Annotated in this window: 20 protein-coding genes and 1 pseudogene; 16 read left to right on the top strand and 5 right to left on the bottom strand. The window is 63.5% G+C overall.

Features of this window, described 5'->3' with window-relative positions:
• Window positions 1–2: 2 nt before the first annotated feature.
• The 8 genes from FHS02_RS02595 to prsT all read left to right on the top strand — a co-directional run bounded on the left by FHS02_RS02595 (window position 3) and on the right by prsT (window position 9,102).
• On the top strand, window positions 3–935 hold the full coding sequence (locus FHS02_RS02595) for an alpha-E domain-containing protein (protein ID WP_137312664.1): 933 nt from the start codon (window positions 3–5) through the stop codon (window positions 933–935).
• A 9-nt stretch (window positions 936–944) separates the two neighbouring features.
• Window positions 945–1,748: a transglutaminase family protein gene (locus tag FHS02_RS02590; RefSeq protein ID WP_137312663.1), complete on the top strand. Its 804-nt coding sequence runs from the start codon at window positions 945–947 to the stop codon at window positions 1,746–1,748.
• A gap of 51 nt (window positions 1,749–1,799) precedes the next feature.
• The gene (locus FHS02_RS02585) at window positions 1,800–2,639 is read left to right on the top strand and encodes a proteasome-type protease (RefSeq protein WP_137312662.1); all 840 of its coding nucleotides are present in this window, start codon (window positions 1,800–1,802) and stop codon (window positions 2,637–2,639) included.
• 102 nt (window positions 2,640–2,741) lie between these two features.
• Window positions 2,742–4,019: an alpha/beta hydrolase gene (locus tag FHS02_RS02580; protein ID WP_137312661.1), complete on the top strand. Its 1,278-nt coding sequence runs from the start codon at window positions 2,742–2,744 to the stop codon at window positions 4,017–4,019.
• Entirely contained in the window at window positions 4,016–4,417 is a 402-nt protein-coding gene (locus FHS02_RS02575; protein WP_137312660.1) for an Hpt domain-containing protein, read from the top strand. The genes FHS02_RS02580 and FHS02_RS02575 overlap by 4 nt, the downstream gene beginning before the upstream one ends.
• Window positions 4,418–4,846: 429 nt before the next feature.
• A complete protein-coding gene (locus FHS02_RS02570; RefSeq protein ID WP_175424709.1) occupies window positions 4,847–5,338 on the top strand; it encodes an SEL1-like repeat protein in 492 nt (163 codons plus the stop codon).
• Between the two features lie 232 nt (window positions 5,339–5,570).
• Window positions 5,571–6,230, top strand: a complete 660-nt coding sequence (locus FHS02_RS02565) for a LuxR C-terminal-related transcriptional regulator (protein WP_229422526.1) — start codon at window positions 5,571–5,573, stop codon at window positions 6,228–6,230.
• Between the two features lie 82 nt (window positions 6,231–6,312).
• The gene (prsT, locus tag FHS02_RS02560; protein ID WP_137312659.1) at window positions 6,313–9,102 is read left to right on the top strand and encodes an XrtA/PEP-CTERM system TPR-repeat protein PrsT; all 2,790 of its coding nucleotides are present in this window, start codon (window positions 6,313–6,315) and stop codon (window positions 9,100–9,102) included.
• Window positions 9,103–9,215: 113 nt separating this feature from the next.
• Here prsT and FHS02_RS02555 read toward each other — a convergent pair whose 3' ends face one another.
• Window positions 9,216–10,844, bottom strand: coding sequence for an FAD-binding oxidoreductase (locus tag FHS02_RS02555; RefSeq protein WP_137312658.1), 1,629 nt, complete (start codon window positions 10,842–10,844; stop codon window positions 9,216–9,218).
• A 1-nt stretch (window position 10,845) separates the two neighbouring features.
• Entirely contained in the window at window positions 10,846–11,589 is a 744-nt protein-coding gene (locus tag FHS02_RS02550; protein WP_137312657.1) for an N-acyl amino acid synthase FeeM domain-containing protein, read from the bottom strand.
• Between the two features lie 219 nt (window positions 11,590–11,808).
• Between FHS02_RS02550 and FHS02_RS02545 the strand changes: the two genes are divergently transcribed.
• The 4 genes from FHS02_RS02545 to FHS02_RS02530 all read left to right on the top strand — a co-directional run bounded on the left by FHS02_RS02545 (window position 11,809) and on the right by FHS02_RS02530 (window position 15,932).
• Window positions 11,809–12,699: an EDSAP-1 family PEP-CTERM protein gene (locus FHS02_RS02545; RefSeq protein ID WP_137312656.1), complete on the top strand. Its 891-nt coding sequence runs from the start codon at window positions 11,809–11,811 to the stop codon at window positions 12,697–12,699.
• 150 nt (window positions 12,700–12,849) lie between these two features.
• Window positions 12,850–14,379 carry an XrtA system polysaccharide chain length determinant gene (locus tag FHS02_RS02540; RefSeq protein WP_137312655.1) on the top strand — a complete coding sequence of 510 codons (1,530 nt, stop codon included), beginning with the start codon at window positions 12,850–12,852 and terminating at the stop codon, window positions 14,377–14,379.
• Between the two features lie 12 nt (window positions 14,380–14,391).
• Complete coding sequence (locus tag FHS02_RS02535) at window positions 14,392–15,165, top strand: XrtA-associated tyrosine autokinase (RefSeq protein ID WP_137312654.1); 774 nt, start codon at window positions 14,392–14,394, stop codon at window positions 15,163–15,165.
• An 83-nt stretch (window positions 15,166–15,248) separates the two neighbouring features.
• Window positions 15,249–15,932, top strand: a complete 684-nt coding sequence (locus FHS02_RS02530; protein WP_229422525.1) for a class I SAM-dependent methyltransferase — start codon at window positions 15,249–15,251, stop codon at window positions 15,930–15,932.
• A gap of 68 nt (window positions 15,933–16,000) precedes the next feature.
• Here the strand turns inward: FHS02_RS02530 and FHS02_RS31345 are convergent, their stop codons facing one another.
• On the bottom strand, window positions 16,001–16,402 hold the full coding sequence (locus FHS02_RS31345) for an SEL1-like repeat protein (protein ID WP_260115625.1): 402 nt from the start codon (window positions 16,400–16,402) through the stop codon (window positions 16,001–16,003).
• A gap of 175 nt (window positions 16,403–16,577) precedes the next feature.
• The gene (locus tag FHS02_RS02520; RefSeq protein WP_137312651.1) at window positions 16,578–18,587 is read right to left on the bottom strand and encodes a bifunctional 2',3'-cyclic-nucleotide 2'-phosphodiesterase/3'-nucleotidase; all 2,010 of its coding nucleotides are present in this window, start codon (window positions 18,585–18,587) and stop codon (window positions 16,578–16,580) included.
• A 436-nt stretch (window positions 18,588–19,023) separates the two neighbouring features.
• On the opposite strand from FHS02_RS02520, the gene FHS02_RS02515 reads away from it, so the two are divergent.
• Complete coding sequence (locus FHS02_RS02515) at window positions 19,024–19,518, top strand: PEPxxWA-CTERM sorting domain-containing protein (RefSeq protein ID WP_137312650.1); 495 nt, start codon at window positions 19,024–19,026, stop codon at window positions 19,516–19,518.
• 186 nt (window positions 19,519–19,704) lie between these two features.
• On the opposite strand, the pseudogene FHS02_RS02510 reads toward FHS02_RS02515, so the two are convergent.
• A pseudogene (locus tag FHS02_RS02510) lies at window positions 19,705–20,075 on the bottom strand (pectate lyase).
• Between the two features lie 177 nt (window positions 20,076–20,252).
• Between FHS02_RS02510 and prfB the strand changes: the two are divergent.
• The 3 genes from prfB (at window position 20,253) to lysS (ending at window position 23,609) form a co-directional block, all read left to right on the top strand.
• Window positions 20,253–21,357, top strand: a protein-coding gene (gene prfB, locus FHS02_RS02505) for a peptide chain release factor 2 (RefSeq protein WP_131145986.1) whose coding sequence is annotated in 2 segments (ribosomal slippage) — window positions 20,253–20,333 and window positions 20,335–21,357 — 1,104 coding nt in all. Because the reading frame shifts where the segments join, the coding sequence is not laid out codon by codon here.
• A gap of 3 nt (window positions 21,358–21,360) precedes the next feature.
• Complete coding sequence (locus FHS02_RS02500; RefSeq protein ID WP_137312649.1) at window positions 21,361–22,053, top strand: HAD family hydrolase; 693 nt, start codon at window positions 21,361–21,363, stop codon at window positions 22,051–22,053.
• A gap of 2 nt (window positions 22,054–22,055) precedes the next feature.
• Window positions 22,056–23,609: a lysine--tRNA ligase gene (gene lysS / locus FHS02_RS02495; protein ID WP_137312648.1), complete on the top strand. Its 1,554-nt coding sequence runs from the start codon at window positions 22,056–22,058 to the stop codon at window positions 23,607–23,609.
• Window positions 23,610–23,758: the final 149 nt, after the last annotated feature.

Below are 23,758 nucleotides of genomic sequence, written 5' to 3'. Positions count from 1 at the left end.
CCATGCTGAGCCGTACCGCGGATCATCTGTACTGGATGGCGCGCTATACCGAACGGGCCGAGAATACCGCCCGCATGCTGGACGTGAACGTGCAGACCGCGCTGCTGCCGCAGTCGGATGCAGATGCCCAGCAGGCATGGCGCGCGATGCTGGGCATTTCCGAACTGCAGCAGGCTTACGACAGCCGCCATGCCGCGCTGGCGCCGCGCGACGTGATCGATTTCATGGTGCGCGATCCGTCCAATCCATCGTCCATCGCGGCCTGCCTGAACGGCGCCCGTGAAAATGCGCGCGCGGTGCGCGGCGCGCTGACGACGGAAGTGTGGGAGGTACAGAACCAGACCTGGCTGGACCTGCAGTCCAAGCTGCGCGAGCGCCTGCACGAACGCGATCCGGTGCGGTTCTTCGAGTGGGTCAAGTACCGTTCGCACCTGTCGCGCGGCGTCACCATCGGCACCATGCTGCAGGACGAAGCGGTGCACTTCATCCGCCTCGGCACGTTCCTGGAACGGGCCGACAATACGGCACGCATCCTGGACGTCAAATTCCTCGGCGGCGGCGACGAGCGCGGCCGCGATTTCTATTACTGGGCGGCGCTGCTGCGCTCGGTTTCGGGCTTTGAAACCTACCGCAAGATGTACCGCGACGTGATCACGCCGGAACGCGTGGCCGAGATGCTGATGCTGCGGGCGGACATGCCCCGCTCGCTGCTGGCCTGCATGGAAGCGCTCGTCAACAACCTGCGCGAGGTGCGCAACGCCGCTTCCGGTGAAACGGAGCGGCTGGCCGGCCAGCTGCACGCCGAGCTGCGCTTTGCCCGCATCGAAGACTTCCTGCAGGACGGCCTGCACGACTACCTGACCAGATTCCTGCGCCGCATCTACGAACTGGGGAACCGCGTGAGCCGCGACTTCCTCGTGCCCCTGGCCGCCTGAGGAGATACCATGCAACTGTCGATCCGCCACGAAACCCGCTACACGTACACCGAACCGCTGGCCTACACGATCCAGCAACTGCACCTGACACCACGGATCGAACCACAGCAACGCGCGGTGCACTGGAAGCTGCTGGCGCCCGGACACCTGAATGCCTACACGGATGCCTACGGCAACCTGTCGCACATGCTGACGCTGGACCAGGCCCACGGCGCGCTGTCGATCGTGGCCCAGGGCGTGGTCGAGACCAGCGTGCCCTGGCAGGGCCGGATCGCCGCCAACGATTCGCTGTCGCCACTGATCTACACGATGCCGACACGGCTCACGGCACCGACGCCGGGGATCCTGGAACTGGCTGCGGCCTGCCTGCCGGAAGGCCGCGCCCGCAGCCGCCACCTGATGAAGCTGGCCGAGCACATCTTTGGTGCGGTACGGTATCAAAGCGGTGCGACCGGCGTGGCGACGCCGGCCAGCACCTCGCTGCAACTGGGTCGCGGCGTCTGCCAGGACCACGCCCATATCTTCCTGGCATGCTGCCACGCCCACGGCATTCCAGCCCGCTATGTATCAGGCTACATCGATCCGGAAGATACCGGCCACGCCGCCAGCCACGCCTGGGTGGACGCATGGGCCAGCGATCCGGGCTACGATGGCTGGATCAGCATCGATGTCACCCACTCGCGGCTGATGACGGATGCATATTGCCGCATTGCCGTCGGCCGCGACTACGAGGCCGCCGCACCGGTGCGCGGCGTGCGCCACGGCGGCGGCGACGAGGCGCTCGATGTCGACGTGCGCATCGTCCAGCAGTAGTCGGCGCGGCACGCTCCGGACTCCCACCAACGATTCCCTGACGAGTACTCAATGACCTATTGTGTCGCGATGCGCCTGGATGCGGGGCTGGTGTTTCTTTCCGATTCGCGCACCAATGCCGGTGTCGACCAGATCGGCACGTTCCGCAAGATGACTGTGTTTGAAAACCCGGGCGACCGGACGATGGTGCTGATGACCGCCGGCAACCTGTCGATCTCCCAATCGGTGCTGCAACTGCTGCATGACCATGTCGGCAGCAATGGGACCACCATCTGGACCGCGCCCGACATGTACGAGGCGGCCCGCATCGTCGGCGAAGCGGTGCGCGCCATTCATGTGCGGGAAGCGAAGGCATTGGCGCAGTTCAATATCGAATTCAACGTGTCGATCATATTTGGCGGGCAGATCCGAGGCGAAACATGCCGGCTGTTCCAGATCTACGCGGCCGGCAACTTCATCGAGGCGCACGACGAAAACACCTATTTCCAGATCGGCGAGGCGAAGTATGGCAAGCCGATCATCGACCGTGTCGTCACGCGCAGGTCATCGCTCGACGACGCCGTCAAGTGCGCGCTGATCTCGATGGACTCCACGCTGCGCTCGAACATCTCGGTGGGCCTGCCGCTCGACCTGCTGGTCTATGAAGCCGATAGCCTGGCGGTCACCCGCTTCGTTACCATCGATGAGAAAAACGCCTACTTCCAGATGCTGCGCGGCACCTGGGGGGCGCAGTTGCGCCAGGTGTTCGAAGGCATCGACGCGCCAACCTGGCAGCCCATGCCGGATGCGGACGACCAGCCCGTGCGCATGCCGCTGCCGGCGGCGGTGCCGCCGGTGCTGGCGCCGCCGGTGCTGCAATCGATGGCGCAGCAGTCCGGCGACGGCAAATAGCGGCGCTTCCCGGCCGGGGCATCCGCGGCACGCTTGACTTCCGACTGGACTTGCAATGCCGGCTGTGGTGAGATATGCCCAATCAGCCCGGAGCCAAACCGCATGGATGTGATCACCACCGCATTGACTGGCGCGATCGCCGATGGCGGCACCGATGTCGCGTACACGATGCTGAAATCCCGCTTGACGGGCAAGTCACCGCGGGTGGATGAAGCGATCACCGATCTGGAACAGGATCCTGGCTCGCTGTCGCGCCAGTTTGCCGTTTCCGACGCGCTTGCCGCCGCCGGGCTTGCCGGCGACCGCTACTTGCGTGCCGCCGCACGCAACCTTGTCGAGGAGGTGGAACGGCGGCGTGCGTTGCGCCCCGCCGTGCCGGCGGATCAGTCGGGGGTGGTGCTGCAGGTGTTCTTTGCCACCGACCGCCAGCCGACCGGCGACCGGCATCCGGCGCGGCAGTTCGGCGCCGCGCGTGGCGGGCTCAACTATGGAAGTTGCGAGGTGGCCATCGAGCGCACCGGCCCGGATGACGAAGCGGTCCTGCCGACACAGCTGAGACGGCAATCGCGTCCCGATGCGGACGGCCATGCGGTGCTGCTGCGCGCGGAAGTCCAGTCGGCCCAGCCGTTCTTCCCTGCCCTGGCGGAAGCCATCGCCAGGTCCGGCAACAGCGCCCTGCTGTTCGTGCACGGCTACCGCGTGAGCTTCGAGGATGCCGCGCGCCGCACTGCGCAGATCGCCAGCGATCTGCGCTTTGCCGGCGTGCCGGTGTTTTACAGCTGGCCGTCGCAGGGGCGGCTGTCCGGGTACACCGTGGACGAAGCCAATGTGGAATGGGCGCTGCCGAGGCTGGCGGCATTCTTGACCGACCTGGTCCAGCAAACGCCGGTGCGACACCTGCATCTCCTCGGCCACGGGATGGGCGCGCGGGCGTTGACGCGCGCTGTCGCAGCCGCGGCGGGTGCCCGCCCCGACCTGGGGCCGAGACTGCGCGAGATCATCCTGGCGGCGCCCGATATCGAAGCGCAAGCCTTCAGCCGCGACCTGGCCCCCGCACTGGCAGCGACTGGCGGCCGGATCACGCTGTATGCGTCGTCCGGCGACGAGGCACTGCGGGTGGCGCAGCGCACGCACCCCTATCCGCGTGCTGGCGACAGCGGCGACACATTGGTCGTGGCACCCGGCGTGGATACAATCGATGCCAGCGCTGTCGACACCAGTCTCATCCGTGTATCGCACGATGCGCCGCGGCCCTCGGCCCTGGCGGACATGCGCCAGCTCATTGCCGGGCAATTGCCGCCTTCGCATCGTGCCGGACTCCGGGCTGTGGATGCCCCCACGGGGCGCTACTGGACATTCAACCAACGGGAGGTTTCATGACCGCATATGCAAGTGCCTCGGATGACACGATCTTCTCTGTCGACGAGCTTGTCGATCAGATGGGCGGCGACGAACGCGCCGTGGCGAAGGTGGTCCGCCGCGTACGCGCCTGCATCGGCAACGGAATCGAGCCGCTGAACCTGGCCGGCGATGCGGTGCAGCAGGCGCGCTTCATGGAAGCACGGCGCATCCTGCACAACCTGCGGCACGATGTGAGCGAGCTGGGCGCAAGCCGGTTCGTGGGCGCGTGTCTGGCGCTGGAGCTGGCCCTCACGGAAGGCAGGGTGATCGAAATTCCGCTGCTGTTCACCGCAGCTGAAACGGAACTGCGACTCGTGATGGACCATGCCGGAGCCTGGTTGGACCAGCATGCGGGCCGCGCATCGCAGCGCGGCTGACGTCGGCGCCGACAGGCACCGGAAGGCGGCTTCTGCACTGGTCGAGGGTATCGAGCCGCGCCTGGACGCGTCAGCCTGCACGCAAGCAAGCTGAACCACGCTAACGTCTCGTTACAATTGTTACCCTCGCGGCGAACCCTTCGCTGCCTTTCCGCAAAGTCAACATGCTAAGATCGTCAACGTTCCACTTCGGCTGCCAGCGCTGGATGGAACGCCGGGGCACGTCCATGCGTGTTCATGTGCTCGCGCGTCCTTGCGCGAATGCGCGCTCGTGCGCCCTGGCTCAGCAGTAATCGGTATCATTTGCATCTTTCGACCGCGCGGTGCCGGCCGCTGTCTGCCCGCAGATTACGCTTTCAGTGCAGACCCAGGGCAGATTTCGCAGTGCAGACACTGCAGTGCAGACTCGAATAAGGCAACAAGAACAATATGGAATTATTCAACAAGTCCGGTGCACTGATTTCGTCGGTGCTGGTCATGGTCGGGTCCCTGATTGCCTGTCAGGCCAAGGAAGGCGCCGTACCGCCGGCACCCGTGATCGAAGCGGTTGCGCAGCGTCTCGGTGCCCACGGTGGCGCGGCCGCGGAGCGCAGGCTGCGTGAGTGGGCCGAGCAGGGATCGATTGTTGCCAAGCGCGAACTAGGCATGCTTTACCAGAACAAGGCACCGCGCCGCGGCGAAGCCATGCGCCTGTTCGAGGAAGCGGCGCGTGCCGGCGATGCCGAGTCGGCATTCCAGCTCGCCGAGATGTATCACCACACCGCGAACGGCAGCAGCCACGAGCCGGACAAGGCGTGGCCGCTGTATGCCCAGGCTGCCGAACACCGGCATCCGAAAGCGGTGTTGCGCCTTGCATCACTGGCGCAAGGCGGCAGCGAGGAAGCGGCCCGCTGGCTGGCGGTTGCCGGGCACCTGAAATAACACGGCTTTTCGACGCGCTTGCACGAAAGCGCCCACCGCGTGGCGAATCAGCGCCGCGCGGCATGACCCCATTTTTGCGAACCCTGCAAACGTGATTCGCTGCGCTGACGGCATCGGGCGCACGCTGGTTTAACGCCTTTAACATCACTTAACTTGCCTTCTGCTCATTGCAGTTTCATTATGAATGCATGAGAAGCAACAGCCGTCTGCTGTTGCGGAACAGGAGAACACCATGCAAGTCCCATACCCTGCCGTCCACATCATGCACGGCGATGCCGTCATGGCCGCCGGCATTCACGCCCTGCTCGCCGCACACGGCGAATTCCACCTGACCTCGCACGATCGGCAACCAAACGGCCAAGCCCATGCGCGCGTAATCATTGCCGACTACGATAGCGGTATCATCCTGGCCAGGCAATTGTCGCCGGACCGGCTTGGGGTGGCGCCGCGCGTCCTGATCGTGACGCAGCTCGACAAGGAGTGGCAGGTGCGTACGGCGATGGACAGCGGCGTGCACGGTTATCTTCTGCAAGGTTGCTCGGCGGAAGAGCTGGTACGGGCCGTGCAACAACTCAGCCAGGGTATGCGTTATCTGGCCGAAGCGGTGACCCGCTGCGTGGCGGACAGCTTGAGCCGGGAATCACTGACCGGACGGGAAACCGATGTGCTGCTGCTGCTGGCCCGTGGTTGCTGCAACAAGTCGATTGCCCGTGAACTCGGCATCGGCGTCGGCACGGTCAAGACGCACGTCAAGGGGCTGATGAGCAAGCTCGACGCTACCGCGCGCACGCATGCGGTGGTCGTCGCTGCCCAACGCGGCCTGATCGGCAGTGGCGCCCGCCCCGTGCCACTGCCGGGACGCCAGCCGCGCGTCGGCGCTGCCATGCAGTAAGCGTGTTCACAATGGCGGGTTTCGTTGATTGCGCTCAACGGAGCCTGCCCGGCGATTTCCTACGCTGGCATTTCATCCCGCCATGGAGATCGTCATGCCGAATCGCTTTACCAGCACCCGCTTTCATCCAACGCCACTTTTCAAGGCAATCAGCGTCTTGCCCTTGCTGCTGGCGTTCGGCGCCTGCAGCAAGCCGCTGCCTGCGGACGAACTGATGGCCGATGCCCGTCGTTTTGCCAGCCTGGGCGACGCTAAAGCTGCGATCATCCAGTTGAAAAACGTTGTCCAGCAACAACCCGACCATGCGCCAGCCCGGCTGATGCTGGGACAGATCTATCTCGATACCGGCGACCTGCCATCGGCCGAAAAGGAACTACGGCGGGCGCGCGAACTGGGAGCGCAAGCCGACCTCGTACAACCTGCGCTGGGTAAAGCATTACTGTCGCAAGGGCAGTTCCAGCGTTTGCTGGACGAATTTCCGGAGGCTCAAGGGAATGCGGAAGCACTGACCCTGCGCGGCCAGTCCATGCTCGGCCTGAACCGGCCGGAAGACGCACAGCCGATGTTCGAACGTGCACTGCAAATGAAACCTGAGCTTGCCGATGCCACGCTCGGCCTGGCGAAGCTGGCGTTGTTCCATCAAAAGTCCGACCAGGCCCGGCAACTGGTGGAGAGGGCGATTGCCCAAAATCCCGACAGCGTCGAGTCGCTACGCCTGAAGGGTGATTTGCAGCTTGCCGGAAAAGATCCCGCCGCCGCGCGCAAGACCTACGAGCGCATCCTCGAAGTCAAGCCGAACAATGTGCAGGCCCACCTGGACCTGGCCAATCTGGCCATTCAGGAGGATCGCCTCGACGAAGCCCGCCGGCAGATCAAGCTGGCCCGCAAGGCACAGCCGAAGAACCTGCTGATTTCATATTCGCAAGCGTTGCTGGACTTTCGCGAAAGGCGCTACGACGCCGCCCTGGAACAAGTCCAGCACGTGCTGCGCGTGGCACCCGAACATATGCCAAGCGTGCTGCTGGCCGGTGCGGTATCGGTGCTGACAGGTTCAGATATCCACGCCGAGCAATATCTGAACCAGTTCCTGCAGGCGAATCCCAGGCACCCGTATGCGACCAAGCTGCTGGCAACGGTTGCGCTGCGCGGCGGTAAAAGAGAGGACGCCATCGGCATCATGCGCACGGTGCTGAAGGATGTCCCGAATGATGCCGACCTGCTGGCCCTGGCCGGCGAAGCGGAATTGCAGGCGCAGAATTTCAAGCAGTCGGCGGCTTACTTTGAAAAGGCAAGCGAACTGGCGCCAGAGCGTGCCGACTATCGGCTCGGCCATGGTCTCAGCCGGCTGCGCCTGGGTGAAAATTCGAAAGCGACCACGGAACTCGAGCGCGCAGCGGCGGGTAGCAATGGCTCGGAGCGCGCCGGAACGCTGCTGGTGCTGGGCCACTTGCGCGACAAGCAGTTCGACAAGGCCTTGAAAGCAGTGGACACCATGATTGGCAGGGGCGACAGTGCGATGCTGCAGAATTTGCGCGCCGGCGTTCTGCTCGGGAACAGCGACATCGTCGGCGCACGTACCGGGTTCATGAAGGCACTCGCACTTGATCCCACGCATGTGCCGGCGCTCGATAATCTGGCCAATCTCGACATCATGGCAAACAAGCCCGGCGACGCGCGCAAGCGCTATGCAGCGGCGCTCGCACGCGACAAGAAAAATGTCGCGTTGATGACCTCGCTCGCCAGGCTGGAGTCACGTGCCGGCAAGCCGGCCGACGCTGTACGCTGGCTGGAACAGGCAGTCCGGGAGAACCCGGACGAGAAGGCTGCATCTCAGCAACTGGCGAGCTTCTACCTGGAAACGGCCGAGAAGCAGAAAGCGTTAACACTGGCGCAGAAGTTACATGCCACCGACACCGCAGATGCGGGTGCACTGGCGCTGCTTGCCCAAGCCCAGGAACTGAACCGGCAGAACGAAGCCGCACTGGAAAGCTGGGAACGGCTCGCCGCGCTGCAGCCCAGATTAGCCGCGGTGCAGATGCGAATCGCGGGAATCCACCTGTCCGCGAAGCGTTATGACGATGCGCTCCAGGCGGCGCGCAAGGCGGTGAAGGCCGATCCCGACAGCGCCGAGGCCGCTGTACTGCAGCATGGACTGCTGATCGAGAAAAAGGCGTACAGCGAAGCCCTTGCCGCTGCACAGTCGCTGCAGATTCGTCATGCCGACTGGTCGCTCGGCTTCAAGCTGGAAGGCGACATGCTGATGGCGCAGCAGAAGCCCGGAGACGCGGTACAACGCTACCAGCGTGCCATGCAGGTTTCGCCCTCCGGCCCCATCGTTACCGCACTGCACCGCGCGCTGGTCGACGTGGGCAGGCCGCAGGAAGCGGTCGCCCAGGTGCGGCATTGGCTCGACAAGGAGCCGGCAGACCTGCAAACGCGCACCTACTATGCCAGTGCACTGATGAGCGGCGGCGATCACAAGGCTGCGAATGCGCAATACGAACAGATCTTGCGTAGGGCCCCGGACAACCCTGCAATGCTGAACGATTACGCATGGTCGTTGTTGCAGTCGAAGGATGCGCGCGCACTCGGCTTTGCGGAGAAAGCTTACAAGCTGGCACCGAAAAGTCCCGCCATCGCCGATACGCTGGCAGCAATCCTGCTCGACAAGGGCGACACCACCCGTGCCGTGCCGCTGTTAAGGATGGCAACGGAACAGGCGCCAGCCGACAACGACATCCGGCTTCGCTTCGCGCGGGCGTTGTTCATGTCGGGCGATCGCAACGGCGCCAGATCCCAGTGCGAGCAGTTGATGGCGGTTCGCGACTTCAAGCGCCACGCCGATGTGCGCGCGCTGATGGCAAAACTGTGACTCAACCAGCACGGCAGCAGGGGCCAGTGGTAAGTCGCGCCCGAAATAAGGGAACCGGCGCTGCGGCCGCTACCGGCATCTTCGGGTTGTCGCACTGGCGCAACCGTGGCATGTCATCCGCGCGGCTGCCACCGTGCTGAATAGCGGCCAGGCGCGATGACATTGGCTGGATCGAGCGCTGCCTTGATCCTGCCGATCATGCGCCAGTAGCCATCGTCGCCACTGTCCAGGTCCGCCATCGATTGCAGGCCGACGCGGTAAGGAATATAACCGGCACGCATCATCGTTTCAAACACCTGTCGATAGCACAGCCGTGCCCGCTCTACCTCGGCTGGCTCATCGGCATCGTAAGCCACTGTCAGCACCCCGCCCAGCGCGCGCTCGTTGATCATGCTGAACGTGACAAACAGGTCAAAGCCATGCGCGCGGAAAATCGGCGCGGCCAGTTCGTGAACGCGCAACAGATCGGCGCCACGCATCGGCAGCACTGGCGATACCCACAGCATGCCGCAGTTATCCAAGGCCGGGTTGGCATTGGCGGGAAAGTCGGCTGGCAAGCCGGCACGTCGGCGCCAGTAAGCGCCAGCCAGAAAACGACCGTTGGGAATACCGCGATTCATTTCAAACAGCGAACGCCCCAGCGCCACCCTGGCCGCCAGGCGCTTTCCAGCAGCGGTGCTGCCCAGCAGGCGGGCGGCGGCATCCGCCAGGCCAAGCTTGCGTTCGTCCAGGAACTGGACTCTGGCACTGGTGTGCATCAGGGCTCTGCGCACCGCGCGTCGTGCAGCTGCGACCTGGGCATTACTGCCGTACAGCGCGCCGGAAACGGTCCAGGCCCCTACTCCCGCGGCCGCCCGAAGCTGACGGCGTAATTCTTCCGGCAACGGCATCTTGCCGCCGGCCAGTTCGCGCGGGAAGGTCGTCCCCCCTGAGATCACCCGCAAATCGTTGCCGATATGCAGGATGCTGCGCAAGGTCCCGTCGAGCCGCAGCGGGCGCAGCGCATCGATGACAGGTGCGATGTCGTCATGTTCCCGGACCGAGCCGAGGAAGTGGTTCAACGCTTCGGTCTTCGGCATCAGCCACAGGCCCAGGCTCGTGACGATGCCCATGTTCGACTGGGTGAACAAGCCGTCCACGTAGGGCCCCACGCCATACGGGTAGACCCGATGATTGACCGAGGAGTCATAGTGGCCGAAGCCGGTACGCACGACATCGCCGTCGGCCAGTACGAGTTCCATGCTGGCCACATTCTGGAAGCGGTTGCCGTATGGCGAGTGACCGAAGCCACGTTCGAGGATGTTGCCCATCAGGCTGGTATCGGGACCTGCGCCGGTGCAGTCCATCCACAGCGGCAAGTCATGGCGCAGCAGGTATTGCGACAGTTGCTGCTGCGTGACGCCGGGCTCGATGACCACGTAAGCGAGCGTCGCATCGACTTCCAGGATACGGTTCATTTCCGACAGATCGACGATCGCATGGCCGTCGGTCAGCGCGCAGGCATCGCCGTACCCCCAATTGCGCCCTGCACTGATGGGATAGATCGGTAGACGGTACTCGGTGGCCGTGCGCACGAGCTGCGTCACCTCGACGGTACTGTGCGGACGCACGACGGCCAGCGGGTGCGTGCTCCATGACGACGTACTGGCCGCGTAGCGCGCCAGCGTGGCCGGGTCCGTCAGCACGCGGTCCGGACCCAGCTGCCGGCGCCACGCTGCCAGCGCTTTCTCGGCGGCGGCCATCTCAGTCGCGCCCCTGTTTCAGGCGTGTCGTGATACCAGGCTCGTCGCGCAACGAAAAAAAATAGGGATAGAACGAACGCTCGCCCTTTGCCTGTTCCATGAGTCCGGCAAAAGTGCGAATCTGTTCGCCCATGTATTCCAGCTCGAGGCGCAGCAGCACGGCCGGAGCACCGACCCGGGTGCAGGGCCGCTCACCGCCGAAGTCGTGGAAGCCCAGCATTCGCTTGTAGAACATCACGTGGCGTGGATTGACCTCGATGACATAGTCCGTGTAGTGGTGAATATTGTGCGCGTAAATATAGGAAATATGGATCAACGATGCGAACACGCGCTTCGTCACGTCCTTGTCGATTGCCAGCCGGGAAGGTTCGCACAGCAGCCGCCCCTGGCTCCTGAGTTCATCGAGCCTGTCGCGGAAATTCTCATCGGCAGGAAGGCCGATTTCGGGATCGTCGAGGCACAGGGACATGGTGCCCACAGTCGCGCCCTCCGTTTCGGCATACAACGTTATGCGGTTGGGCGCGTGTGCGCTGTCGGCACCGACATCGTAACCTCGCCAACCATACATCTTGCGCAACAGCAGGCCTGCCGCCTCCCGTTCCCCAGCCGTGCTCGCCATTCGGATATGAAAAACCTGCATGTCGATCGGATACGTATGCGCCGCGCCGGCGTCCTGCTCGCGGATCACCAGGTCGCGCAGTCTTGCTGCGGCTTCGAAGGAAATGATGGTGTCGTCATGTTGCACGTCTGCTCCTGTGTCTGAAGGTATACGCACTTCAGACCGCTGTTCGGGGGGCGAGTTCCATAAGCGTCGGACTTTTTTGCAGATGTGGGCAATCGCCGCAGGGCAATTTCGTAACGTGTTGATTCTGCATACCCTGACGCAAGTGGCATGAATGCTGCTGAGTAGTGGCTCGTCGGCACAGATCCTCTGGCCGTAACCACTATCAAGGAGTAGTACGCCATGAACATCATCAGGAAAGGTTTACTGGCCACCGCCGCCGCCGTAACGCTGGCATTCGGCACCGCCGGCAGCGCCCAGGCACATGCATTCGCAGACTCCATCCTCAACATCTCCAATCTGCGCTTCCTGAACTCCGCAGGAACACAGTTCACTGCCGGCGATTTTTCCACGCTGATCGTGAACAACACCCGTACTGCGACGGGGACGGCGGTAGGTTACGTTCCGGCCAGCGATATCAGCTTCACCGGCCCGGCGTGCGCAGGCGATTGCCCTCCGATTCCTTTCGTGCCCCGCTTCGCGCCGGGTCCTGTACCGCCCGTCCCGTTCAATACGTTCGGTTATGGCGACACGCAACTGATCGGTTCGGCGATCGAAGCGGGTGGCGCCAATGCCAGCACCCGTGCCACCGCTTCGGCAGCACCGGGCCAGACATTGGGCAGCGGGAACACGGGTACGACGAGCTCGTTCATCTTCGCGCTGGGTGCTGCCGATTCGATGACAGTGGCATTCGACGCCGATGCCTACACCGTCGCCCACGTTCCGGTCGGCACCACTGACCCGTCGTCAGCGTCCGCACGGCTGACCTGGAGCATCCAGATTATCGATCTGGACAGTGGCGACTCGGTGCTCTCGTTCTCGCCTGACGAGCTCAACGGCGATTCGAACGTCAGCCGCACCGAGGTCCTGCCCGGCACGACGACCTACACGTTTGCCGACTTCTTCGAGGCAACCAGCGAGATCCTGACCGCCGGCACGACCTACCAGCTCACGATCAATCACTCCTCCTTTGCCGACGCCACGCAGGAAGCCGTGCCGGAGCCGGCCACGCTGGCCATTCTCGCGGCCGGCCTGCTCAGCATGTCGCTGGTCAGCCGCCGCCGCAAATCCTGATCCGGCCTTCCCGATCAGCAGCGCGCGTACCGCTGGTGACACCGGCGGTACGCTTATTTTGACAAGACGCAAGTGCTCAGCAGTTACGACTTTGCACCCCAACCACAACCATATAATCGATCGGACTAGGTTCATTCGGAGAGACCGGTCATGGAAGAAATCATCGCCCAGCTACAGTCCGGGTTGAAGGGAATCTGGAAGTATCGCTGGAGCGCAGTACTCGTCGCCTGGGCCATCGCCACGGGCGGCTCGATCAAGATCTATCTGCTCCCCGACGATTACCAGACGACGGCGCGTGTATTCGTCGATACGCAGAGCATTCTGAAACCTCTGCTGTCGGGCATGACCTCCATGCCGAATGTCACTCAGCAGGTGGCGATCATGAGCAGGACTCTTCTCAGCCGGCCTAACGTCGAGCGCGTCATCCGCATGGTTGACCTCGATGTTAAAGCCTCTACGCCGCGCGAACATGAAAAGCAGGTCGATGAACTGATGCAGAAGATCCGCATTGGCGGCACCAGCACCTACGACATCTACACGATCAGCTATAGCAACAGCGATCCGCGCCTGGTGCGCGACGTGGTGCAGTCGTTTCTGACGATATTCGTCGAGGGCGGCTTGAAAGGCAAGCGGGGCGAGTCCGACAAGGCCGTGCAGTTCATCGACGATCAGATTCGCAGCTACGAAGAGCGGCTGCTGGCCGCTGAAAATTCAGTCAAAGAATTCAAGCTCAAGCACAACACGCTGCTGCCGCGACAAGGCGTCGATTACGGTTCGCAAATATTGATGTCGACCGACGCATTGAATAACGCCAAGCTGGAACTGGTCGAGGCCGAACAGGCCCGCAAGGCCATCCATTCTCAGATCGCCGGCGACGAGCCGATCCTTGGCACCGATCTCGGCCCGGCGGCGATCGACAATCCGGAACTGGACGGCCGTATTTCCGCACTGACCAAATCGCTCGACGCACTGCTGTTGCAATATACCGAGGCCCACCCGGACATCATCTCCACCCGCCGCCTGATCACGCTGCTCGAGGAGCGCAAGGTCCACGAGGCAAAAACCCGGACTGCGCCGTCCGATCCGGGCATCGGCTACAGCCCGATGCTGCAGCAATTGAAGGTCGCCCTGGCTGAATCCGATGCGCGCGTGGCATCGATTCGCGCACGGGTCGCCGAAATGCAACAACGGCATGCGGCACTCGTCGAGCAGAGCAAGGCCGTGCCGGAGGTGGAATCACAGCTCGCGCAACTGAACCGTGATTACCTGATCAACAAGGACAATTACGAAAAATTGATCGAGCGACGCGAAGCGGCGAAGCTGTCGGGTGACCTGAGCACGTCGACAGACATGTTGAGCTTCAAGATCATCGACCCGCCAACGATGCCGCTACGTCCCACGGGACCCAACAGAGCGCTGCTTTACAGCATCGTGTTCGGTGTTGCCGTACTGGCCGGTGCCGCAGTGGCCCTACTGATCAGCCAAGTACGTCCTACCTACCAGAGTCCGGCTGAGTTGCGCGACGCAACCGGACTAAGGGTACTCGGGGCAGTCGCAATGAACTGGACCGAACCACAACGCAAGAAGCGGCGCCGAAGCCAGTTCGGCTTTGGCGCCGGCGTGGCCTCTCTGTTTGCCTTCTATGGTGGCGTGATGGCGCTGTCAATGCTTCAGTCTTAGCAGGAGTCTACGATGATACCTAACACCACTGGCCCCCGGACAGAGCCTTTCCTCGTCAGTCCCGATGGGCACTTCGCGGAAATCGATCTCATGCGCCTCCAGCAACTGGGCATGATCACGCACGAGGGCGGCCGAAGCGGTGTCGCGGAAGACTTTCGTAACATCAAACGGCCGTTGCTGCGCAGCGCGCGCGGCGTCGACAGTCCGCCAATTCATCACGGAAACCTGATCATCGTGACGAGTGCGCTGCCCGGCGAAGGCAAGACGTTCTGTGCGATTAACCTGGCAATGAGCATGGCCATGGAACGCGACACTACCGTATTGCTGGTCGATGCCGATGTTGCACGTCCCGCATTGCTCAACGTGCTGGGCGTCGGGGCTAGTCCTGGCCTGATGGATGTGCTGCTCGACGAGACGCTGGATCTCTCGGAGGTGATCCTCCGCACCAATGTCCCTGCCCTCAGCCTGCTGCCGGCCGGTCGGCGCAACAAGCATGCAACGGAGCTGTTGGCCAGCGGTAGCATGTCCCGGCTGCTCGACGATATCGCCAGCCGCTATGCCGACCGTATCGTGATTTTCGACTCGCCGCCATTGCTGCTGACGTCCGAGGCAGGTGTTCTGGCATCGCAAATGGGCCAGGTTGTCCTGGTCGTGGAAGCGGAACGCACCACGCACAGTACGGTGCGCGAGGCGCTGCGCCAGACCGAGAACTGCCGCCATGTAAGTCTCATCTATAACAAAACCCAGCCCTTCACCTGCAGCGAACCGTACGCCTATTACGACTAGGGCCCGCCATGTTTCCAGTGACATCCATACTTTTCATTGGTGCGACCTTGCTGCTGTGTGCCTATACATTGCACAAAGTACGCATGATCCACCTGATGCTGCACGATGTCCGGGACCAGTCGCACAAGCAGAACAACTGCCTGTTTCGCCAGATGGAAGCATTGCACGGACTGTACACGGACCTGGGCTTGTCCCGCAGCCTGCCTGACACCCGCGGCTGGGCCGCATCGCCGGACTTCCTGCTCGAATTGACGCGGCACGCATTGACCGACAAGCCAAGCGTCGTCGTCGAATGCAGCAGTGGCACCTCGACGATTGTGCTGGCACGCTGCTTGCAAATCAACGGCAGCGGCAGAGTGTACAGCCTGGAGCACGATGCAGCTTATGCGCGCGAGACGCGCCGGCAGCTCGAAAGGCACGGGCTGACAGCCTGGGCGGACGTGATCGACGCACCGTTGACTGCCCAGCAGTTCGCCGGTGCAACCTGGCCCTGGTACGCCACGGACGGATTGCCGCGCAATGCCGAGGTGGATATGCTGGTCATCGATGGACCGCCCCAGGCCACGCGTTCGCTAGCCCGCTACCCCGCCGGGCCCGCGTTGTTCGGCTCCTTGTCCCCCGGCGCCGCGGTTTTCCTTGACGACGCGCAGCGTCCGGACGAACAGCAAATCCTGCGCCGCTGGGCTGCCGAATACCCGGAAATGGAGCAGCGCCAGATTTCCTGTGAAAAAGGTGCCGCCGTCCTGCACTATCGGCCACGCGCATAGGTACCTGTGCGTTCACGTTGTGCGATGGATCGCAAGGCTATTGCTCAAAGCCACGCCAAAGCCGGGCTTTACGGTAACGCCGTCCGGTGCTTCAGCGCGTGCGCCGCTTCCTTCAGCAACGCGTCCGCCCGTTCGGCGGCGCCTTCCTCGTAAGCCCCCTGTGCCAGCTGCTGGAGCGCGGCCGGTTGCCCCAGGGCGGCAGCGCGTTGCAGCCACGCGTGGCCTGCCGCCGCGTCGGGCGCACCGCCCTCGCCCGCGATCAGCATATTGGCCAGCACGAACATGGCATCCGGCACGCCCCCTCTTGCCGCCTGCTCCAGCCACGCGACGGCAGCCGTCGTGTCGGCAGCCGTGCCCTTGCCATTGCGGACCATCAGCCCAGCCCAATAAGCGGCGTTGGCGTCGCCATCGCGCGCAGCACCGCTGAAATCGGCGAAGGCTCGTGGCCAGCCAGACGGCGGCCCGGCCATTGCAGCCCGGGCGGCTGCCAGGCCAGCCGTGCGGGAAGCTACAGGATCCGCGGCGGTGGTCGCAACAGAATCGGCTGCAGAACCGGGCGGCACGGACCACAGCAGCGATGCAATCGCTGCCAGAGCTGGCCTCATCACACCCGCTTTTACGGCGCCGACCTTCTTTGCACCGAACTTATCGCGCCAGGTCGATCGCATACAATCCGAAGCCCTTGCCGCCGCCATCGTCGGCATTCAGCTGGCGCACATTCGACAACCCGGCCTCGCGCGCCAGCGCCTCCTTGCCGGGTGCGGAGTGGAATACTACCGGGCCCGCCGTGGCCACCGGGGCAAAACGCCAGCTGCGGCTGCTGCCGTGACCGGCGCGGGTCAACTGCCCCTGCTTGCGGATGTACGCGATCAGCACGTCGCGGTTGTTGTCCGGAGCGGCCACCACGGTATTGCTGCCATCCAGTCCGGGGAAGGCGCCACCGCCGCTGGCGCGGTAGTTATTTGTCGCAACGAGGAATTCCTGATCGGTAGCGACCGGCGCATCGCGGAAGCGCAGGTTTTTCACGCGCTTGCCGGGTGGTTGCGTGATGTCGATCTCGTAGCGCAGCTCGGCACTGGCCGGCATGTCGAAGTTATAGCCGGGGAAGCCGGTATTGACCAGTTCCTGCGGCTCGGTACGGCGCGGGTCGATCGTGTTGAAGCGGCCGGCCGCCTTCTCCAGCCACGCCTGGAGACCGGCGCCATCCACTTTCACGCCGTACAGCGCGTTCGGATACAGATACAGGTCGGCCGCGTTGTTCAGCGCGATGCCGCCAGCCGGCACGTCCGTGTAATCGGTCACGCCGGCCGAGCCGGTCTTGAACGGCGACGACACCGACAACACAGGCAGGTGCGCCAGCTGTGGCAGGTTGGTTTTCACGTAGTCCTGCAGGTACGCGCCCTGCGCCTGGTTGACGACCTGGATCGCGCTGACGTCGCCCGCGTCGGCGAAATACGTCGACATGCGGAAATCGGTGCGGCCGACCGGCGTCTTCACATAGCGGATCGTGGCCGCGTGCTCCGCTTCGATCAGCGGCGCAATGGCGGGATCGGCGGCCACCACGTCGCGGCCCGCCGCAATCGCCCGCGCCTCGACCGTGGTATGCGCCTTGTCGACCATCCAGGCCTTGCCGTTCCAGGACAGCGACAGGCCGATCACACCCAGGTGCTTGCCCCACAGGCCGGCCATCACCGTCGGCACGCCGTGCACCAGGCCTTTTGCCTTGTCCACGCCGGGCAGGTCGAACTGCGGCACGGTGCTTGCCGCGTTCGGAAACACCTGGTGCGAATGGCCGATCAGCATCGCGTCGATGCCGGGCACCCGGGCCAGATGCCAGTTGCCGTTCTCCATCGAAGGCGAGTATGGCGCTGCGTCGAGGCCACCGTGCGAGATCGCCACCACGATGTCCGCGCCCTGGGCCCGCATTTCGGGAATGTAGCGCAGCGCGGCTTCGCGCACACCCTCGGTGACTACCTTGCCTTCCAGCCAGCGCTTGTCCCAGGTGAGAATCGTGGGCGGCGTAAAGCCGATGATGCCGACACGAAGCGTGGCCGCTACCTCGCTCCCGTCCGGCGCGACGGCCGCGATGCGCTTGTCGATGATCGCATAGGGCTTGAACAGCGGCTGGCGCGATTTCACGCTGACCACGTTGGCCAGCACCTGCGGGAATGCCGGGCCGGCGCAGCGCTTGCCGGCCGTCACGCCATCGACATCGAACTGGCTGCCCGACACCTGGTTCAGGTAGGCCAGGCCATAGTTGAAATCGTGGTTGCCGATTCCGGTGCCGTCGTAGCCCAGCGCGTTGAATGCCTTGTAGATCGCCAGTGTTTCGGTGCAGTCGAGCGGCTGCACGATTGCCTGATAGTCCGACAGCGCAGTGCCCTGGATCGTATCGCCGTTATCGAGCAGCACATTGTTCGGGTATTGCGCACGCGCCTGAGCAATCAGCGTGGCCGTACGTTCCAGCCCGATCGACGCCTCCGGCGCCAGCTTGTAATAATCATAGCTGACGACATTGCCGTGCAGGTCCGTCGTTTCCAGGATGGCGACAGTGGCCCGGCTGCCAGCCGGCCCCCCGCCGGGGATCGTTGCGCAACCGGCCAGCAGCAGCGGCAGGCAAAGCAGTGGCAGGCAGTTCGTGGTGGGACTTTTCATCGTTGAACCAGTTGTGGAAGACGGGCCATGATACGCAACGGACAGGCGTTCGGACAATAGACTCGCTGCCCGGGTTCCTCCTCGCACTGCCGTCGTGCGGCCCCCGCTGCCCTGTCTGGCGATCAGCGGAGGCGATCCACCGCTGGTCCGGGCGATGCATAGCCAGCGGATGCGCCAGAACTATCCGGCGCGCCGTCCCTGCTGCTACCGCGGCTGGATGCTGCTGCGGGTGCTGGTCGATCATCCGATTGCCGATTGCCCCCGAAACATACCGACATGACTCATCCGCACCGTACCGAAACGACATAATTTTAGGAATATAAAAAAAACAAGTCTACTGATCAGAATGAGTTGCATTCCATGCTAATGTTGTCCAATGCCGTGTTGCCGATGACGGCATTGGGTATCCATCAAAACCAACTTTTGGGGCAATGCAATGAAACTGAACCGTTTTTTGAGCAGCACCGTGGTGGCAGCGACACTTCTATGGACCGGAGCAGCCAACGCGGAGCTGTACACTTTCACTCTCAGCGGCGACTACTCGGCAAGCTGGCAGCTCGACTCCGAAGCGATACCTGACGACTTCCTGGAAGAAGTGGGCATTGCGTACTTCGACGTGGTGGGCACGTACACCAATGCCGTGTCCGACGTTGCCGATCTGACGTTCTATAACGCCCTGGAAGGTGGTGGCCTGAGCATCGACGACTATGCCGGCTCGCAGGTCCTGCTGGTAACCGACGGCGACCAGCTCTACGGAGGCACCGAAGAAAGCCCCTTCTTCACTGCTGGCACCTACGCGCTGACCGAGTACGAAGGCACGGGCACCTATACGCTTACCATCTCGGCCGTGCCGGAACCGGCAACCTATGGAATGGTGCTGGTTGGCATGGGCATGGTCGGCGCCGCACTGCGCCGCCGCCAAGGCAAGTAATTCGTCGCCCCCTCTCCGGAAATCCCCGGAATCGCCGGCAGGCGCTGCACAAGCAGCGCCTTTTTCTCGCGCCCTTTTGCCGGGGTTGGAGCGGTTCCTCAATATCGAGCCTGTCGGCATAAGCGCAGATACGCGTCCCTTAATCGCCACCCCAATGGAATGTGCAGCGGCTCCCGGCGCCAGTCTTCATGATCCCGTACTGCCTGCCGACACCCGGCGGTTGCCGGTAGGCTGGCGGCCGCAGAAGAAGCCGGTATCGGTGTCCCGGTCGTAGAAGCGGTACCAGGCCGTGGCGCCGGGCCGGTGCACGAAAGGGTTGGCGCCGGACGGCGCGTGCTGCGCGGCTCGAACGCGATATCCGCCATCCGCACCGCTTCGCCGGTACCACGCCACGCCAGCCTTTGCGACGGCTGCCACCGCCGGGGTCGCAGACGGCTCATCAGGAAGGCAATCACCAGCACCGATTTCTGGCCGCCCTTCGATGGCGACTCGAACGAATGGCCGGTGGCCGGCGCGCACGTGAACGGATCGTGCTGGGCGCACCATACGGTCTTCACGCTGTCCTGCACGTGTGCCAACGGATCGCCGGGGAATCGTGCACTGCTCGGTGCCTGGCGCCGGGATCTCGCCGCCACCTTGGCGCGCCGGTCCCAGCCAGCCCGGCGTCGGCGCCTGGCGAACCCTCGTAAGGTATAATCGGAGGTTTGATCGCCCTCTAAAGAGACAGAAAAATCATGGAAGCAGAACGCATCAATTCCCTCGCCGCCCAGCTCGCAGACCTGACGGCCCGCGAGAACGAACTTCGGAGGTATCTTTGACTTCGATGTGAAGTCGGAGAAACTGGAACAACTGAACGCCGAACTGGAAGATCCGGCGGTCTGGAACGACCCGAAGAAAGCCCAGGACATGGGCCGCGAGAAGAAAGGCCTGGAAGCCATCGTCGACACGCTGACGAAGGCCAAAAGCGACCTGGCCGACATGGCCGAGCTGTTCGCGATGGGCAAGGAAGAAGGCGATGACGACACGCTCGAAGCGGTGATCGCCGACACGGCCGAAATCGCCAAGGTCATCGAAGGCCTGGAATTCCGCCGCATGTTCAATAACCCGATGGACCCGAACAACTGCTTCATCGACATCCAGGCCGGCGCCGGCGGTACCGAAGCGCAGGACTGGGCCTCGATGCTGCTGCGCCAGTACCTGCGCTATTGCGAACGCAAGGGCTTCAAGGTCGAGGTGATGGAACAGTCCGACGGCGAGGTTGCCGGCATCAAGACCGCCACGCTGAAGGTCGAAGGCGACTACGCCTACGGCCACCTGCGCACCGAGACCGGCGTGCACCGCCTGGTCCGCAAGTCGCCGTTCGACAGCGCCAACGGGCGCCACACGTCGTTTACGTCCCTGTTCGTCTATCCGGAAGTGGATGACTCGATCGAGATCGAGATCAACCCGGCCGACCTGCGCATCGACACGTATCGCGCATCCGGCGCCGGCGGCCAGCACATCAACAAGACCGACTCCGCAGTGCGCCTGACGCACGCGCCGTCGGGTATTGTCGTGCAGTGCCAGAACGACCGCTCGCAGCACCGCAACAAGGCCGAGGCCATGGAAATGCTGAAGGCCAAGCTGTTCGAGCAGGAGCTGCGCAAGCGCATGAGCGAGCAGCAGAAGCTGGAAGATTCCAAGACCGACGTGGGCTGGGGCCACCAGATCCGTTCCTATGTGCTGGACCAGTCGCGCATCAAGGACCTGCGGACCGGCTTCGAGACCGGCAATACGAAGAACGTGCTGGACGGCGACCTGGACGACTTCATCGCCGCCTCGCTGAAGCAAGGGGTGTAACGCATGAGCCACCACGCTCCCCGTGCGTTCGTCTTCGACATGGACGGCACCATCGTCGACAACATGGCATTCCACACGAAGTCGTGGGTTGCCTTCTTCGAACGGCGCGGCCATGCGATCGACCCGGACGACTTCTTCCGTGCGACGGCAGGCCGCCAGGGCCATGAAATCATGCGCACCTACCTCGGCGCCGGACTGACGAAGGAAGACGCAGCGCTGCTCGACGCCGAGAAGGAAGCGCTGTACCGCGAACTGTACGCGCCGCACCTGGAAACGGTGGCCGGCTTCGACCAGTTCATCGAAGCGGCGCAGGAACAGCAAGTGCGCCTGGCCGTGGCCACGGCCGCGCCACCCGCCAACATCGTGTTCACGCTCGATGGCCTTGACCTGCGCCGCCATTTCGACGCGGTCGTCGGCGCCGCCGACGTCGCCCGCGGCAAGCCGAACCCGGACGTCTTCCTGCTGGCCGCCGAACGCTGCGGCGTCGCGCCCGAGCACTGCATCGTGTTCGAGGACGCGCCGCTGGGCGTCGAAGCCGCGCGCCGCGCCGGCATGCGCGCCGTGGTCCTGACCACTACCCTGCCGGCCGAGGCTTTCGCCGAATTCGACAACGTGATCTGCGTCGCGCGCGACTTCACGGAACTCGACATCGCCGCCCTGTTCGACACCACTCCACACATCCAACAAGCACAGTAATCATGACGATCGAAAATCAAGGCGACAATCAGGGCCAAGTCCAGGACCAGGCGCCAGGCCTCGACGACAACAAGATCATCGCCGAGCGCCGCGCCAAGCTGGCCGCGATCCGCGAACAGGGCATCGCCTTCCCGAACGACTTCCGCCCCGAGCACAAGGCGGCCGACCTGCAGGCGCAATACGCCGGCAAGTCGCGCGAAGAACTGGAAGCCGAGCCGGTGCCCGTGGTGCTGGCCGGCCGGATGATGCTCAAGCGCGAAGCCGGCAAGAAGGCCGCGTTCGCGACGCTGCAGGATTCGTCCGGCAAGGCCTGCGACGGCCGCATCCAGATCTACGTGACGCTGGACGCGACCGGCGAGGCGGCGATGGAGGCGTTCCGCACCTACGACCTGGGCGACATCCTGGGCGTGACGGGCACGCTGTTCAAGACCAAGACCGACGAACTGACCGTGAAGGTCAGCGAACTGCGCCTCATCACCAAGTCGCTGCGCCCGCTGCCGGACAAGTTCCACGGCCTGGCCGACCAGGAAACCAAGTACCGCCAGCGCTACGTGGACCTGATCATGAACGAGGACACGCGCCGCACGTTCAAGGCCCGCACCGCCGCCATCTCGTCGATCCGCCGCTTCATGCAGGAAAACGAGTTCATGGAAGTGGAAACGCCGATGCTGCACACGATTCCGGGCGGCGCGGCGGCCAAGCCGTTCATCACGCACCATAACGCGCTGGACATGCAGATGTTCCTGCGCATCGCGCCGGAGCTGTACCTGAAGCGCCTGGTAGTGGGCGGCTTCGACCGCGTGTTCGAGATCAACCGCAACTTCCGCAACGAGGGCGTGTCGATCCGTCACAACCCCGAGTTCACGATGATGGAGTTCTACGCCGCGTACACGGATTACCAGTGGATCATGAACTTCACCGAAGCCGTGATCCGCCAGGCCGCCGTCGATGCGCACGGCTCCGCGGTGCTGACGTACGGCGGCCGCGAGCTGGACCTGTCGAAACCGTTCCACCGGCTGACGATCGTCGGCGCGATCAACAAGTTCGCACCGCACTATACGAACGAGCAGCTGGACGACGCGGAGTTCATCAAGGCCGAGCTGAAGAAATTCGGCGTCAAGCCGCATGCGCACTCGGGACTGGGCGCGCTGCAACTGGCACTGTTCGAGGAAACCGCCGAAGCGCAGCTGTGGGAACCGACGTTCATCATCGACTACCCGGAAGAAGTGTCGCCGCTGGCGCGCGCCTCCGATACCCGCAAGGGCATCACCGAGCGCTTCGAGCTGTTCATGGTCGGCCGCGAGATCGCCAACGGCTTCTCGGAGCTGAACGACGCGGAAGACCAGTCGGCCCGCTTCCTGGCCCAGGTGGCCGCCAAGGAAGCCGGCGACGACGAAGCCATGTTCTACGATGCCGACTACATCCGCGCGCTCGAATACGGCATGCCGCCGGCCGGCGGCTGCGGCATCGGCATCGACCGCCTGATCATGCTGCTGACCGACTCGCCGAACATCCGCGACGTGCTGCTGTTCCCGCACCTGCGCAAGGAAGACTGACCTTCACCTGCTCCACCAAAAACGCGCGGCTTCCACCGCGCGTTTTTTTCGGGTGCTGTCCGGCAGGACCAAGCTCATTCGCCAACCGGACTGGAAGCCGCGCAAGGCCGAAAACCGGTGACAGACACCCGTTATTTTGAAATATTTCT

The sequence above is a fragment of the Pseudoduganella umbonata genome (genome assembly GCF_014192225.1).
GTDB lineage: Bacteria > Pseudomonadota > Gammaproteobacteria > Burkholderiales > Burkholderiaceae_D > Rugamonas > Rugamonas umbonata.
This window is presented reverse-complemented; position numbering and strand designations above follow the sequence as displayed.

What these genes read in the sequence shown, in the direction of transcription:
- FHS02_RS02595 (WP_137312664.1), top strand. Translation starts at nt 3, where the DNA reads ATGCTGAGCCGTACCGCGGATCATCTGTACTGGATGGCGCGCTATACC.
- FHS02_RS02590 (WP_137312663.1), top strand. Translation starts at nt 945, where the DNA reads ATGCAACTGTCGATCCGCCACGAAACCCGCTACACGTACACCGAACCG.
- FHS02_RS02585 (WP_137312662.1), top strand. Translation starts at nt 1,800, where the DNA reads ATGACCTATTGTGTCGCGATGCGCCTGGATGCGGGGCTGGTGTTTCTT.
- FHS02_RS02580 (WP_137312661.1), top strand. Translation starts at nt 2,742, where the DNA reads ATGGATGTGATCACCACCGCATTGACTGGCGCGATCGCCGATGGCGGC.
- FHS02_RS02575 (WP_137312660.1), top strand. Translation starts at nt 4,016, where the DNA reads ATGACCGCATATGCAAGTGCCTCGGATGACACGATCTTCTCTGTCGAC.
- FHS02_RS02570 (WP_175424709.1), top strand. Translation starts at nt 4,847, where the DNA reads ATGGAATTATTCAACAAGTCCGGTGCACTGATTTCGTCGGTGCTGGTC.
- FHS02_RS02565 (WP_229422526.1), top strand. Translation starts at nt 5,571, where the DNA reads ATGCAAGTCCCATACCCTGCCGTCCACATCATGCACGGCGATGCCGTC.
- prsT (WP_137312659.1), top strand. Translation starts at nt 6,313, where the DNA reads ATGGAGATCGTCATGCCGAATCGCTTTACCAGCACCCGCTTTCATCCA.
- FHS02_RS02555 (WP_137312658.1), bottom strand. Translation starts at nt 10,844, where the DNA reads ATGGCCGCCGCCGAGAAAGCGCTGGCAGCGTGGCGCCGGCAGCTGGGT.
- FHS02_RS02545 (WP_137312656.1), top strand. Translation starts at nt 11,809, where the DNA reads ATGAACATCATCAGGAAAGGTTTACTGGCCACCGCCGCCGCCGTAACG.
- FHS02_RS02540 (WP_137312655.1), top strand. Translation starts at nt 12,850, where the DNA reads ATGGAAGAAATCATCGCCCAGCTACAGTCCGGGTTGAAGGGAATCTGG.
- FHS02_RS02535 (WP_137312654.1), top strand. Translation starts at nt 14,392, where the DNA reads ATGATACCTAACACCACTGGCCCCCGGACAGAGCCTTTCCTCGTCAGT.
- FHS02_RS02530 (WP_229422525.1), top strand. Translation starts at nt 15,249, where the DNA reads ATGATCCACCTGATGCTGCACGATGTCCGGGACCAGTCGCACAAGCAG.
- FHS02_RS31345 (WP_260115625.1), bottom strand. Translation starts at nt 16,402, where the DNA reads ATGGCCGGGCCGCCGTCTGGCTGGCCACGAGCCTTCGCCGATTTCAGC.
- FHS02_RS02520 (WP_137312651.1), bottom strand. Translation starts at nt 18,587, where the DNA reads ATGAAAAGTCCCACCACGAACTGCCTGCCACTGCTTTGCCTGCCGCTG.
- FHS02_RS02515 (WP_137312650.1), top strand. Translation starts at nt 19,024, where the DNA reads ATGAAACTGAACCGTTTTTTGAGCAGCACCGTGGTGGCAGCGACACTT.
- FHS02_RS02500 (WP_137312649.1), top strand. Translation starts at nt 21,361, where the DNA reads ATGAGCCACCACGCTCCCCGTGCGTTCGTCTTCGACATGGACGGCACC.
- lysS (WP_137312648.1), top strand. Translation starts at nt 22,056, where the DNA reads ATGACGATCGAAAATCAAGGCGACAATCAGGGCCAAGTCCAGGACCAG.